Source organism: Pseudoalteromonas sp. PAST1, from assembly GCF_021532515.1.
GTDB lineage: Bacteria > Pseudomonadota > Gammaproteobacteria > Enterobacterales > Alteromonadaceae > Pseudoalteromonas > Pseudoalteromonas simplex.
Window position 1 is genome coordinate 16,300 of the sequence record NZ_JAKGBH010000001.1, and the last position, 15,051, is coordinate 31,350.

The 15,051-nt window shown below is 42.4% G+C and carries 8 protein-coding genes; 5 read left to right on the forward strand and 3 right to left on the reverse strand.

The genetic code is table 11. The features are described 5' to 3' along the window. Positions 1–51 precede the first annotated feature (51 nt). Together L1272_RS00080 and L1272_RS00085 are read right to left on the reverse strand one after the other, a co-directional pair. Positions 52–3,471 carry a LamG-like jellyroll fold domain-containing protein gene (locus L1272_RS00080; protein ID WP_235372523.1) on the reverse strand — a complete coding sequence of 1,140 codons (3,420 nt, stop codon included), beginning with the start codon at positions 3,469–3,471 and terminating at the stop codon, positions 52–54. A 354-nt stretch (positions 3,472–3,825) separates the two neighbouring features. Beyond that, positions 3,826–4,788, reverse strand: a complete 963-nt coding sequence (locus L1272_RS00085) for a glycoside hydrolase family 43 protein (RefSeq protein WP_235372524.1) — start codon at positions 4,786–4,788, stop codon at positions 3,826–3,828. Between the two features lie 599 nt (positions 4,789–5,387). Here L1272_RS00085 and L1272_RS00090 point away from each other — a divergent pair. From L1272_RS00090 to L1272_RS00105, 4 genes are all read left to right on the forward strand, one after another. After that, positions 5,388–8,222 carry a TonB-dependent receptor gene (locus L1272_RS00090; protein ID WP_235372525.1) on the forward strand — a complete coding sequence of 945 codons (2,835 nt, stop codon included), beginning with the start codon at positions 5,388–5,390 and terminating at the stop codon, positions 8,220–8,222. Positions 8,223–8,494: 272 nt separating this feature from the next. Continuing rightward, positions 8,495–9,832, forward strand: coding sequence for an MFS transporter (locus tag L1272_RS00095; protein ID WP_054552279.1), 1,338 nt, complete (start codon positions 8,495–8,497; stop codon positions 9,830–9,832). Positions 9,833–9,909: 77 nt separating this feature from the next. Next, the gene (locus L1272_RS00100; RefSeq protein ID WP_235372526.1) at positions 9,910–12,354 is read left to right on the forward strand and encodes a glycoside hydrolase family 127 protein; all 2,445 of its coding nucleotides are present in this window, start codon (positions 9,910–9,912) and stop codon (positions 12,352–12,354) included. Between the two features lie 10 nt (positions 12,355–12,364). Next, complete coding sequence (locus tag L1272_RS00105) at positions 12,365–12,790, forward strand: FKBP-type peptidyl-prolyl cis-trans isomerase (RefSeq protein ID WP_054552281.1); 426 nt, start codon at positions 12,365–12,367, stop codon at positions 12,788–12,790. 83 nt (positions 12,791–12,873) lie between these two features. On the opposite strand, the gene L1272_RS00110 is transcribed toward L1272_RS00105, so the two are convergent. Then, complete coding sequence (locus L1272_RS00110; RefSeq protein ID WP_235372527.1) at positions 12,874–13,848, reverse strand: arabinan endo-1,5-alpha-L-arabinosidase; 975 nt, start codon at positions 13,846–13,848, stop codon at positions 12,874–12,876. Between the two features lie 133 nt (positions 13,849–13,981). On the opposite strand from L1272_RS00110, the gene L1272_RS00115 reads away from it, so the two are divergent. After that, positions 13,982–15,010, forward strand: coding sequence for a glycoside hydrolase family 43 protein (locus tag L1272_RS00115; protein ID WP_235372528.1), 1,029 nt, complete (start codon positions 13,982–13,984; stop codon positions 15,008–15,010). Positions 15,011–15,051 lie beyond the last annotated feature (41 nt).

The following is a 15,051-nucleotide window of genomic DNA, read 5'->3' on the forward strand; positions in this document are numbered from 1 at the left end:
CGGCCTTTCCAGACAACAAATAGTTGAGGTGAGGCAGCTCACCTCACTTTGTTACTCTTGTGCAGCAGCTGCATCAAAGAGTGCTTTTATTTCTTCAGCGCTAATCGCACCGTTGAAAATTTTCAGTTCATCGATAGCACCGTGGTATGGCGTATCCCAGTAGTTAACACCTAGAGCAAACTCATTTGTTTCACCAGGAACCGTGAATACACGTGGGAAGCCATCGGTTTCTAGCTGTAGTTCACCATTAACATACATCTTCAGTACATCACCGTTCGTACCATCAACAGTGAATGCAACATGTGTCCATTCTTTTGCTGGAATACGGCTATCTAGTTCTGCATTATCGAAGAAGGCACCGTTATTTGCCCATAAACGCGTTAGCGCTGAGCCTGCCATCGATGGTACATAACTTAACCATGCGTTTGCACTTGCGCCGGCAAAGAACGCTGTTGTGTAATCTGTGAAGCTTTCTGGTTTAAGCCACATAGATACAGAGTAGTCATTAGTCGTGATTAGGTTATCCGGTAAACGAACACCTGAACCTTCTAGGAATACTGCTTGACCAATTACACCGTCAACATAGCTTACGCTACCGCCTGTATTATTGATGAAACCACCCGTTGATTTACCCGCTGCATACGCACCGTTTAATGCACTTAGGTCACCTTCGAAGCTGTATTCAGCAGGTGCAAGTGATTTTAAGGTTACATCGAATGACTTAGTATCCGTAAAGTCTTTGTACTTAATGGTTGCAGTTAATGTTACAACTTGGTCGCCAGCAGATGCGCTAGGTTGTGTAACAACAGCTGTGCCATTAACCGGTTTTAAGTACTCTTCGTTGTTTGACGTCCAGCTAATACCAGATACAAATGGACCTACTCGTGGTAATTCAAAGCTATCACGTACTGCAGAAACATCACCTAAATCAAGCGCATCAGTAATGAAGCTCTCGAATTTAGTTGGATCTGTCAGGTTATTGATAGCCGCACCATTAATATCTAGGCCGTTTAGCGCGTAGTCATAGACGATAAACTCATCAATTTGACCTTGGAAAGGTAAGTCCCAACCGTAGTTCACACCCAGCGCAAAGTTACCTGTTTGTGTGCTAAAAAAATCAGGGCGAGGCATAGTACCAGAAAGGACACCATCACGATAAAGTGTTGCTGTGCCATTAGCATAAGTGATGGCAATATGATTCCAATCCATTACCGCTGGTGAGTCAGAGATGATTTGGTTCCACATATCTGTGCCATCATCAGCTAAATAGCGGCTCCAAAGCATTGGTGTTGTTGTAAAGTGTGTACTACCTGGGATCAAGCTCATCCAACGTGCATCAGACGTTGATGCGAAGAATGTAGGCGTGAAGTTAGTCAGTACTGTTGGCTTAAACCAGTACGAAATAGTGTACTCATCGCCTGTTACTAACTCATCAGGTAAACGTACGCCCGTTGCACCGTCAAAGTTAAATGCTTTACCTGTTTTACCTTCTGCGTATGCAGCTGTACCAGCACCCACATTTAATAGGTTGTTATCTGTTACACCCGCATCATCCAGGTTACCTAAACCATCACTGAGTGAATCTTCAAATGCATAGTGTGCAATCGCATTTTTAAATTCTGGGCGCGCTTCTAGGTTTACATTAAATGTTTTGGTTGTGCTCTCGCCGTTTAAAGAGATATTAGCCGTTAAAGTAACCGCTTTATCACCGCGATCTGGGGTTGGAATGAATACTGAGCCTTCACTGGTGATGTAGTATTCATCACTACTTTCCCAGTTAATTGCAGCACCGTCTTTACCTTTGGTTGGTAATGAGTAGCCTTCGTCAGCGATTGATAATTCAGTTTTGATATCAAGTGCTTCTTGAACAGTGCCCAGAACGTTTGCTGTATCTGTGATTTCATCTCGTTTACTTGCCCAAATGGTAGCGCCTTCGCTTGATGTAGCTGATACAGTAACAGCCATTGCTTTAGTTGCATCATCCCATTGCCATTTAGCCACGCCAAAGTAAGTACCTGAATCTAACTCAAGTTTAATATTTGAGTCATCAATCATGTACCAGATACCTGGATCATCACCGGTTACTGAGTGATCTTCGTTTAAAGCAATATGCATTGAACGAATAGCATCTGTATTTACATCGTTACCATGGTTGATAAATTTGTAATAACCATAAAGTTCATCCGCCACAACCATGTTGTCGCCTTCAAGCGGCACATAGCGCTGCGGTGAAGCCATAGGCCAACCTAATGAGTTTATAAACATTTCATGTACGCGAACTTGGTGCGCTTCTGAAATGGTTGGGAACTCAGTCGATGTTTGCGGGAAGCGCGTATGCGTAACTAAGATATGACGACCTGTCGCTTCATCGTAGTAAGCTGAGTTATGACCTGGTGATTGGTAGCCCCATGCTGGTGCTGTTTCGCCAAGCTCTTGTGTATACTCAAAGCCGCCCATTAGTTTTTCACCAACTTCTAAGCCGCCCAATGTTGAAATATCGTTGCCTGCGTTATCTAGGTAAGGACCATCTGGTGTTTTAGAACGAGCAACACGAATGTTGTAACCATCATTTAGCGCAAAACCAGCTACTGAGTAGAATAAGTAGTAGTATTCACTTTCTGGGCTGTACATAACAAATGCACCTTCCATTGCACGGAAGTCGCCGCCTACTAGCTTTTTACCATAGCCTTGACCAGCTTCTGGCATACCCGTTTCTTCGTCCATTGCTAGCACGAAAATACCGCCAGAGTATGAACCGTAAACCATCCAAAGTTTGCCGTCAGCATCATAGAATGCCGCTGGATCGATTGCGTTAGGATCAACGGCACCATTCCATGTTGTTTGGCCGTTATCAAGTGGGTAAGCTGTAAATTCAGCTTCTGAGCGATAGCCACTGCGTAAGAAAATACCTTTGTTTTTATATGGGCCTTCAATATTGTCAGCTTCAGCTAAACCAAGGTAAGAGCGGTTCCAGCATACTTCATCAACCACATCTGCGGTATCTGGGTTGTCTTGTGCACAATGGTTATAGTAGAACCAAAATTTACCATTTGGTGCTTTGATTACATCGGCAGCCCAGTTTCCTGTGAAGCCGTCTGTCCACTCAATACCTTCGGCAATTTCACCTGTGTAGTTGTAATCGAATAATGGGCTTTCATTAACGGCTGCGTTAGCTGAAAGGCTCGAAATCATTTCCCAGTTCAAGAGATCAGTTGATTTAGCGGCAGCAAGGTGTGAACCAAAAATATAATAAGTGTCGTCAACTTTAACGACAGAAGGATCGTGCACGCTTACATTGGTAACCATTACGCTACCTGATTCAGTGTATTCAACACTGCTGCTTACTGTCGGTTTTGCACTTTGCGGGTCGGCAACCGCAGGTGCTGTGTCAAGCTTAGTACCATCTTCTTTGCCACAACCTGTAACAGCCAAAGAGCAGGCTATGACCATGGCTAATTTATTTAATTTCATTTTATGTGTCCTCTTGAAACTGGGATTCATTTTTTTATTCGATTGTTGTCAATAAAATTGCCGCGTGCCTATATCAAACTAATAAGAACGTAGTATTGTAATTTTATAGTATGATTTAAAATGTGCAAATACTTTTGCAAAGGTAATTGGTATGTAAACATGAAGTATCAGTGTTTACAATATGTACAGTGTGATTTTAATTTTCTCAAGTTGTCATTTTTGGCGTTTTTTTCGGTATTTTTGCGCTATTAGGGAAGTTTTTTACTTATCTGAAAGAGAGGATTTTCCGTTAAATTTGTTTATTTGTATTACATTTAAACATTAAAAAGGGCTCTTAAAGAGCCCTTTTTGATATTACTTGTCTTGTTTACTTAGACCTTCAGTGGTCATGATAATACGTTTAAGTGTGCCATCTTCGTTGTAGTAAAGTGGCTCAATCGCCACTGAGCGACGAAAACGCCCGCCACTTGGTTTGCCATCAATCGGTGGTACAGCACCAGTATGGTAAATAAAGTAGTCTTTACCTTTGTACTCGATGATTGATTGGTGGTTGGTTTCGCTGTTACCTGCGATTTCATTCAAAATACCTTTATATTCCCACGGCCCATGAATGCTTTTACTCATGGCATAACAGATCTTCTCAGGGAACTCACATGCGTACGATACATAGTAGTTGTCGTTTTTCTTATGAACCCATAACGCTTCGGTAAAGTTTGGTAAATCTAGCGTTTTAATTTCACCATCAAGAGACAGTAAGTCGTCGCTTAGCTTTACGTATTTTGGCATTAGGTTACCAAAGAACATGTAAGTATCGCCGTTTTCTTCTGTATAAATAGCAGGGTCGATGTCGTCCCAATCATTTGGCGTATGCTTGGTCATGTCATCGGTAACTAATGCATGGCCAATCGCGTCTTTAAATGGGCCTGTTGGTGATTTAGACGTCGCAACACCAATTGCAAAACCTGGTTTTGTGTCGTTGTGACGAACGGTTGTAAAGAAATAGAAAGTGCCATCACGCTCAATCATGTGTGAAGCCCATGCTTCGCCTTTAGCCCATTTAAAGTCGGTTGCTTTCATGATTGGGCCGTGTTTTTTCCAGTTCACCATGTCTGTTGATGAAAAGACTAACCAGTCGTGCATTTCAAAAAACACATCATTATTTGGTGCTTCATCATGGCCTGTATAAAGGTATACGGTGTCATTGTGAACAAGTGCTGCTGGATCTGCAGTAAATACATCGGTGAATAATGGGTTTTGTGCAGCGGCTAAGCTGCTCGAAAAAAGCAATGGCAGCGCTAACGCTTTCAATTTCTTCATGAGTGTCCTCTGTGACTAATAATTGTTGTTCGAACTGCAGCTTTTGTACTTAGAGCTCGCTCTAAATGACCAGATAATACACGGTGTATGCCTGATTATACTGAGTAACTGATTGTTTACATCGAAACAAACCAGTAAAAGTGCAGCAAAAAATAACTCTATATTGTATTATTGTATTTTTATCATAGTAGCATCAAAAAACGCCAGGTAAATAACTTGTTAGCCCTTTTTTGTTGCTCTGGATGAACAAAAGACAAATAAAATAAGCAAACAAATAAATGCTAAGTGACTGATAATAATGGGTCTACATAAATTCCCAAGATAAAAACGCAGCCCTTTTTTAGTTTGTAACGTGTTATAATTACAACGTTTTTTGTAAACACTATGGCACTAATTTTAATTTGGCTTTTTGAGTTGACTGTTAAATAATCATACAATATGATTAAAGTTCAGGCAGCAATGTATTAACATAATAAAATGTAGACACACTCGCGCACCGTTTTGACAACACACGATGCACAATGCAGTGGTCACTCTTCGGTAACTGAATGGGGAAAGTTCAGCGGACCGATATAACTATAATTTGGAGAACACCGCTTATGTTTAAAAGAACACACATAGCCAGTGCTGTAGTTATGGCATTTACCTGTCAATTTGCTTTTGCACAGGAGGAAGCACCAAACACTCCTGAGAATAACGTCGATGAGATGGAAGTTATTCAAGTATCAGGTATTCGCGGCAGTTTAAACAAAGCGCTAGATGAAAAACGTGCAAGCGTTCAAATCGTGGATGCAATTGTTGCTGAAGATATTGGTAAATTCCCTGATAACAACGTAGTTGAAGCACTACAACGTGTGACAGGTGTACAAACAACAGGCCGTGGTGCTGGTGAAGTAAGTGCAGTTTCAATCCGTGGTCTTACTGATGTTAATACCACAGTGAATGGCCGTGCTATCTTTACAGGTGCGGGTCGTGATGTGGCGCTGCAAGACATACCTGCAAGTTTACTTTCGGGTGTAACAGTTTATAAAACCCGTTCGGCGGACCAAATTGAACGTGGTATCGCAGGTGCGATCGATATCAAAACCCACCGTCCTTTCAACTTCGAAGGTGAAAAAGTTGTTTTAGCGGCACGTGCGATTTACTCAGATCAACCAGATGAAGTTGATCCAAATATCAGTGCGTTACTTTCTAACCGTTGGGAAATCGACGGCGCTGGTGAGTTTGGCGCACTTTTCAATATTTCTTATGCTGAAACACATTACCGCGATGACACCATCACAGCAGGTGCAGTCCTTCCTTATTTTACGAACTATCCACATCCAAACTATACACCATACTCTTTAATTCCCAAGACGGGATCACAAGGTGTAAATTGGGACGAAGGACTTGAAAATGGTCTAGCAAGTGATGTTGGTTCGATGATGAATGTTGATGGGGTGCCTACAGAATATTTGCTCGGGCGTGATGCAATCTTTGGCACTTCATTCACAGGTCTTCGTAAACGCCCGGCAGCGTCTGTCTCTTTACAGTGGGCACCCAATGAAACGTTAGAAATTACAGCCGAAGGTTTCTACACAGGTTACGAAAACGAATCGCAAAACGCGATGTGGTTCTCAAACACGTATGAAAACGGTAACGGCTTTATTGAAACACCAACCGTGTTTGATGGCACTAATGTCATTAAAGAAAAGCAAGCGATTGGTGCTGGCGGTTTTCAAAGTGGTGACTTTTCATATGGTAAAACAGATAGCTACTTATATGCGCTAGGGGCCGAGTGGCAAGCAAGCGATTACCTAACCATTAATACAGAAGTTGTTTACCAAGACAGTGAATATAAAACCGATTTCTTCGCAATGCGTTTTGACCGCATATCAACAGGGCTTGATGTAGACTTTAACGACAATGACGGCATACCAGGTATCGCGTTTTGGGATAATCCAAACACAGCGGTAAACGAAGCAGATATGGCTGCTATCGAAAACTGGAATGCAGGTACAGTGTATGATAATGGCGGCGGTAACGCGGGTGATGCATTAACCTTCACATTTGATGCTGAATACCTTATTGGTGGCACTTATTTTGACAAAGTGAAGTTTGGAGGACGCTATGAAAAACGAACTGCCGAAGAGTTTACTCGCACACAAGATAAAAACCTTAAAGACCTTACATCTGTTTCCAGTCTAATAGATATGTTAGCTGCAGCTGGAGCTGCAGATGATGGTTCAGGGATTGTTTTTCAAGTTAATGATTATTTTGATGGCCGCGCAGATACCTTTGATAGCTTTATCAGCGCGAATGGTGGCTATATGCTTGATAATGCCAGTGCTGTGCGTCAGGTTTATAACTTAGATGATGAAGATGTGTATAAGACATTTGATATCGAAGAAAACTCATTCGCGCTTTATGCAACTACTAACTTCTTTTTAACAGAAAATATTAGTGGCGAAATCGGTGTTCGTTATGTTAAGTACGAACAGGATATGCAGTTTACAGCTGAAGTTACCCCTAATTCAAATGTGTTTGAAAGTAGTGCCGCAGACGCAAGTGTAAGTAAGGTTTTGCCTAGTTTAGTACTAAATTGGAATATAACAGATGATGTTGTTGGTCGTATTGCCTACACGAACACTTTAAGGATGCCAAACTTTACAGATTTAAATGCGCTACAATACTGGACTGAACCGTTGACAGAAGGCGCTGAATACGGCACCGGGGTTGGTGGAAATCCAGAGTTAAAACCAGAAGAGTCGACAAATTACGATGCTTCTCTTGAGTGGTACTTCGCTGAGTCAAGCTCACTTTATGGCGCGTATTTTAAAAGAGAAATAGATGGTCGAATTGTTTCAGGACGAAAAGTTGTGATGCGTCCAAGAGCATCTGATGGAAAGATTATTCCATTCGCATTGAGTGCACCAGTAAATGCCTCTGAGGGTGAATTATCAGGCTTCGAGTTAGGTTTAGTCTATTTCCCTGAATCATTACCGGAGTATCTAAATGGCTTAGGTGTTCAGGCAAGTTATACCTCACTTGATTCTTCACAGTTAACACCTGAATACTATGATGATGGAACAATTAGTCGTTTTGTTAAGTCAAAAATGGCCGGTGTTTCTGATGAATCTTACAGTATCGTAGGTATCTACGAGCGTGACTCATTCGACATGCGTTTATCATATGTATGGCGTTCTGAGTTCTACACAGGTAACGAAGCGGCAATCTTTGCTAACCCAATTCAGTTCTGGAATCGTCCTGAGCAAAGCTTAGATTTCCAATTTAGCTACAATGTGAATGATGATTTAGTAGTTACTTTTGATGCAACGAACATCCTAGATGACGTATATCAAAGCTATTACGGTGAAGGTAACGACAACCTATTTAACTTTGGTAACGGTATCTACTCACGTACATTCGCACTAGGCGCACGTTATTCTTTCTAAATTTCTTTTATAGACCTAAAAACCCCGGCTTTGCTGGGGTTTTTTATTGGTTTTTATAAACCAAACCATCGGTCGAAAAGAGTTGCGATTTAATAAGTATGATAATACTATTAATTGGATTAGCATTAAATTTACAAAAATAACGAACGCAATGGCCAAGCTGTGTAATATCTAAGGCTGTAAATTTATTTGATACGCAGTGTTGAAAACTTTTTAGCATTGCTTGAAATAGTGAGCGGCGGCTCATTATTGACCAATTAGGGTGTTGTTGTATGGAATCTCAAAAGTTATCCGTTGTAGAAAAGGTCGGCTTTGGTGCCGGCGACATGGCAGTAAATGTCATGGTTGCAGCGTTATTCTATTTTATGTCTTTCTTTTACACCGATATCTACGGGCTTGATCCGGTTGATATGGGTGTGTTGTTCTTAGTGGCGCGTTTTGTTGATGCCTTTACCGACCCTTTAATGGGGGTGATCACCGATAAAGTGAAAACCCGTTGGGGTCAGTTCCGTCACTGGTTCTTATTTTTATCTGTGCCATATGGTTTATCGGTCGTACTGTTATTTACCACGCCTGATTTCGACTACAACATGAAGTTAGCTTGGGCTTATGCCACATACTTGTTTGCGACCTTGATGTTTACCGGTGTTGCTATCCCTTATATCTCTTACATTGGTGTATTAACTGCCGATCCTAAAGAGCGTTTGTCAGCTAATGGCTACCGTATGTTCTTCGCTAAGATTGCCAATGTGGTGATCGTATTTTCAGTACCGCTGCTTGCCTCATATTGGGGAGATGGCAGCTTGTCGTATGGTTATAAACTGGCAATGGCATTAGTATCGGCTTGTGCCGTAGCTCTATTTTTGTTTTGCTTTTTTACTACTCGCGAACGTATTACCCATGAGCCACAAACCGAAGGTGTACTTACACAATTAAAAGTACTTATTAAAAACGACCAATGGTTACTCCTGTGTGCAGCATGTGTGCTTGGTACGCTTGGCTATGCGATTCGTGGCAGTGTTGCTATGTATTACGCAACCTATTACTTAGGTGTACCAGATTTAGCGGGTGCCTTTACCAGTGCGGGTATTGCAGCATCTATTGTCTCTATGGTGGCAAGTACGTGGATCACCCAGCGTTACTGTAAAATGAAGTTATTCCGTCAATCACAAATCGCCGTGCTATTCATCTCATTGCTAATGTATTTTGTGGTGCAACCGGGTGATGTAATGATGGCGTTTGTGCTTTATATCATCTTGTCATTTGTGGTTGATTTACATGCGCCAGTGTTCTGGTCTGCCATTGCTGAAGCCGTAGATTACGGTGAAATAAAAGACGGCGTTCGTGCATCGGGCCTATCATTTGGTGGTATTTCATTCTGCCAAAAAGCAGGGGGTGGCTTAGCTGGCTTAGCAGGTGGTTTATTACTGGCATTCTTTGAGTACAAGCCTAACGTTGAGCAAACTGAATTTACCCTTATGGGCTTAGCACTGATGCTAACTATCATTCCGGGTGTATTCCACGCCTTACTAGGTCTGATTTTGAAAAAATACAAAATTACCGATGAGTACTATACGGATATGGTTATTCATAAGCGCCTACCAAAATAACCACTCTTTAAACGCACACACTAACTAAGTGTGTGCGCTTTGCTCTTTAAAATAATAATTCGCTGGGAGACAACAGTATGAACACATTCAAAGTTAGCTATTTAGCAAGCGTTTGCGCTGCAATTTTAACTGTGACCGGTTGCAGTGAGCAGCCAACAGACAGTAAACAAAGTGCTGCTGTGGAGCATGCTGAGCATACCAGCGAACAACATTTATTTGCCCTAAACCAAGTAAGTTTAAGCGCCAGCCCGTTTTTACATGCACAGCAAACGAATGTGCGTTATTTATTAGCACTTCATCCTGATCAGCTGCTTGCTCCTTATCTGCGTGAAGCTGGCCTTGAGCCAAAAGCGCCTAACTATGGCAACTGGGAAAGCACAGGCCTTGATGGGCATATTGGCGGTCATTATCTTTCAGCCTTGAGCCTTGCATGGGCAGCCACAGGTGACGAAGAATTAAAGCAGCGTTTAGATTATATGCTAAGCGAGTTGGATCGCGCCCAGCAAGTCACTGGTGGTTACTTAGGCGGAATCCCAAATGGCGATGAAATGTGGCAGCAGATTGAAAAGGGTGAAATCAAAGCCGATTTATTCAGCTTAAATGACCGCTGGGTACCGCTTTATAACATAGATAAAATCTTCCATGGCTTGCGTGATGCATACGATGTAGCCGGTAGTGATAAAGCCAAACAAATGCTATTTAAGTTAGGTGAATGGTTCTTAGCGACCACTGCTAAGCTAACTGATGAACAAGTTCAACAAATGTTGTATTCAGAGCATGGTGGCTTAAATGATGTGTTTGCTGATATGTACTTTATTAGTGACGATGAGCGTTACTTAAAACTAGCGCGTCAGTTCTCTCATAACATCATTATTGAACCCTTATTACACAAAGAAGATAAGTTAACGGGCCTGCATGCCAATACGCAAATTCCAAAAATTATTGGTATGTTGAAGGTCGCAAATGCCAGCGATGATAAAGCATGGCAGCAAGGTGCTGACTTTTTCTGGAAAATAGTCAGCCAAGAGCGCTCAGTATCAATTGGCGGTAACTCGGTACGTGAGCATTTTCATGATAAAAGTGACTTTACGCCGATGGTTGAAGATGTTGAAGGCCCAGAAACCTGCAACACTTACAACATGATGAAACTGAGTAAGTTATTGTTCTTAAAAACCGGTGATACGCGCTATTTAGACTATTATGAGCGCGCCACATATAACCATATTTTATCGTCACAACACCCAGAGCATGGTGGTCTTGTTTACTTTACCTCAATGCGCCCTGGGCATTACCGCATGTATTCGTCAGTGCAAGATTCAATGTGGTGTTGTGTAGGCTCAGGTATTGAGAATCACAGCAAATATGGTGAGCTGATTTATAGCAATACCGGTAAAGAGCTATGGGTGAACTTGTTTATTCCAAGCACGTTAAATTGGCAACAGCAGGGTTTGCAGATCACGCAAGACAGCCAATTCCCAGATGATAACAAGGTCTCACTGACCGTGAATCGTTTGTCTGAGGGGCAAAGCACTGAGTCGGTAATTCATATTCGTAAACCGTCTTGGCAGCAAGGTGAGCTGAGCTTTACTTTAAATGGACAAGCTGTAAGCGCAACCGAAAAAGATGGTTACTACAGTATCAGCCATGCTTGGCAAAGCGGTGACAAGCTTGCTTTTGAACTTAGTCCTAAGCTTTATACTGAGCAGCTACCTGATGGTCAGCATTATTACTCTGTGATGTATGGGCCTGTTGTAATGGCCACTAAAGTACAAGCATTTGCAAATGAGCAGCTTAACTTTGTTGCTGACAATAGCCGCATGGGCCACATTGCCGCAGGGCCGACTTGTCCGCCAGAAGCTCTGCCAATCATGCTGAGTGAGCCAGAAAAGTTTATTGCCGATCTCACTCGTAAACCGGGCCAAGAGCTCGCATTTATCGCCGATAAAAATGTGGCGATTGCCAAGCAAGGTATCGATAACACAAAGAGCACAGAGCTAATTCCGTTCTTCCGCTTACACGATAGTCGCTATCAAGTGTATTGGCCGCAGCAAAGCGAAGCTGAGTTCACGCAATTTGTTGCCGATGCAAAAGCGGCTGAGCAAGCGAAAGAACAGCTTCGTTTATTAACCGTTGATCAAATTACACCGGGTGAGCAACAACCTGAAGTCGAACACGACTTTAAAGGTGAGGGAACCCGCGCAGGTGTTAATAATGGTCATCATTGGCGCGATGCGACAGGTTGGTTTGAGTATCAGCTTAGTAACCCAGAACAAAAAGCGGTTGCTTTGCGTATTCGCTATTTTATTGGCGATGTGAACCGTCATTTCTCAATTAATTTAAATGGTGAGCAATTAGCTGGAGTTAGTTTGCCTGTAGGTAAACCAACGGATGAGTTCTACACCATTGATTACCCATTAACAGAAGCAATGAAAAAGTCGAAAACGCTTACTTTACGTTTTGCTGCCGACAAAGACTCTGTTGCCGGTGGTATCTATGGTATTCGTTTAATCAACGCACAATAAAGAGTTGGCTATGTTAAGCAACAATGTGTTTGCGACGGCTAAAGAGCATGTTTTACCGTCGCTTTTAGATAACAGCGCTGAGCAACACAGTTTTTACCAAACACCCACAGGGCTTGGTTATCGAGTGATTGAGCAAGGTCAGGGGGATAAACCTAGTTGGGATGCTACTGTGACTGTGCATCAACGCGTTACCCTTACAAATGGTCGGGTGTTATTTGATACTCGCAAGCAAGGCGCTGCTGTAGAGTACGAAATTGCAGAGGCGATAGTGGGCTTGCAAGAAGCATTGCAATTAATGAATAAAGGCAGTCGCTTTGAAGTGCTAATACCTGCGCATCTGGCGCGTGATGTGTACAGCGTATTTATTGAAGAAAAACATCAACAAGGCTGCCATAGCCCCATGCTTGTTGATATTACCTTGGTTGATTTTAGTTGATAACACCTACTTTCAACCTCAAACGAGGTCATTAAAGCAAATAAAAAACCTGCAATTTTGCAGGTTTTTTGTGTGTTGAATAATTACTTCTTAAGCTTGGTTTTAAGCTTATTTAGGTCGGCTGAGTTAACAACCGGCCAATCGTTTTTCCAACTCATAGGTAAAATACGTAGCTTTTGCACGCCGTTATCGGCTGTTTCGTAGGCGTGTAATACTAAATAGGTTTTGCCATCAAAGGTGTACGCAGCATTATGACCAAGGGCTGCCCAATCTTTATTACCTTCAATAACTAAACTGCCACCGCCATCAACCATAGAGCGACCTTGTTGATCTAAGTATGGGCCTTCGATGTTTTTGCTGCGACCTACGCGTACGTTGTAAGTACTCTCTACGCCACGGCAGCATTTATCAAACGAAACAAATAGGTAGTAATAGTCGTTCTTTTTAAAGATATAAGGTGCTTCAATTGGGCCATGTTCCGTGTTTGGGCGACTCGCAATGTGATGCCATTTTTCAGGTTTTGCTAAGCGCACCATGTCATCATCAAGTTGTACTAGTTTAAGACCACCCCAGAACGAACCAAAGCTCATCCACGGTGTACCATTGTCATCTTCGATAATTGCTGGGTCGATAGCGTTCCAATCGTCACGCTCAGGCACAGATTCAACCACAATGCCGTAATCAATCCACTTGTAATCAGGTGATGATGGGTCAAGGGTTTCGTTAACCGTTACACCAATTGCTGAGGTGTTTTTGCCAAATGCAGAGACTGAGTAATAAAGATAAAACTTACCGTTTTTCTCGTACACATCGGGTGCCCATAAGTGGCCATCAAAACTTGGTGAAATACGCTTTGCCCAACTTGGCTCATCTTTAAAAACGCGGCCGGTAAGTTTCCAGTTGGTTAAATCTTTCGATTCATAATAGGTAATGCCTGGGCCTGTGCTAAATACATAGTACGTGTCGCCTTCTTTGGTCATTACCGGGTCGTGAACTTCAACTTGCTTTGCAGATACGGCTGCGGCAGAAAAAAGTAGCCCTGTTGAAAGCCACTTCATTGCGTGTGTCACCTTACTTACGGGTCTCATGCTTGAATACCTTTTGTTGTTTTAACTCTTGTGTTCATTCAGCTACTATATAATATGTAATACAATATTAACAATAAAATCGAGACGAAATACAGGACACATTATGCTCAAAAAATTATCTCGGCTAACGCTTCTTAGTGCGTTAAGCGCCTCGCCATTGTCAGCCTTTGCTGATGCTAATAGTAGCAAGACTTTAGCGCCAATTGATAACCCCATTGTACTCAAACGTGCTGATCCTTGGTTAGTTCGCGATGATAAAAGTGGCTGTTACACGTTTATAGGTAGTTCGCCGAAATTTGATGAAATTGAACTACGCCAAGCTTGTCGTTTAAACGATTTAAAATTAGCTGAGCCGAAGGTTATTTGGCAAAAGCGCGATAAAGGCCCAATGAGTGTCAACATTTGGGCCCCTGAGCTACATCAGATTGATGGCAGTTGGTATATCTATTTCGCCGCAGGTGATATCGAAAAACCGTTTAGTATTCGTATGTATGCACTTAAAAACGACAGTGCTAATCCGATGCAAGGTGAGTGGCAAGAAATGGGGCAAGTAACTAGCCACCTTGATAGTTTTTCGCTTGATGCCACAAGTTTTACGCACAAGGGGAAGCGTTACATGATTTGGGCGCAGCAGAACCAGCCTGCAACTTATAACTCAGCTTTATGGTTAGCTGAAATGGACTCACCAACATCAATTAAAGAACCCATTATCGCGATTACTGAGCCAACCCTTGATTGGGAAGTGCAAGGCTACAAGGTGAACGAAGGTGCTGCAGTCATTACCCATGACGATAAAATATTTGTCACTTATTCAGCCAGTGCCACCGATCATCGATATGCGATGGGCTTGCTATGGGCAGATGTTGATGCTGATTTACTTGATCCTGCTAGTTGGCATAAAAAGGCTGAGCCGGTGTTCACCACCAATGCTGAGCTAGGTCGTTTTGGCCCTGGGCATAACAGTTTTGTAAAAGCTGAAGATGGTGTAACCGATTTAATGATTTATCACAGTCGTGACTATAAAGAGTTGAAAGGCACACCGCTTACAGACCCAAATCGCCATGCGCGAGCACGCATTATTACGTGGGATAAAAACGGTTTTCCTGTGTTTTCACCAGAACTCGCTGATTAAAAAAGGGCGCCAATTGGCGCCCTACAACTTTGGGAACGAAC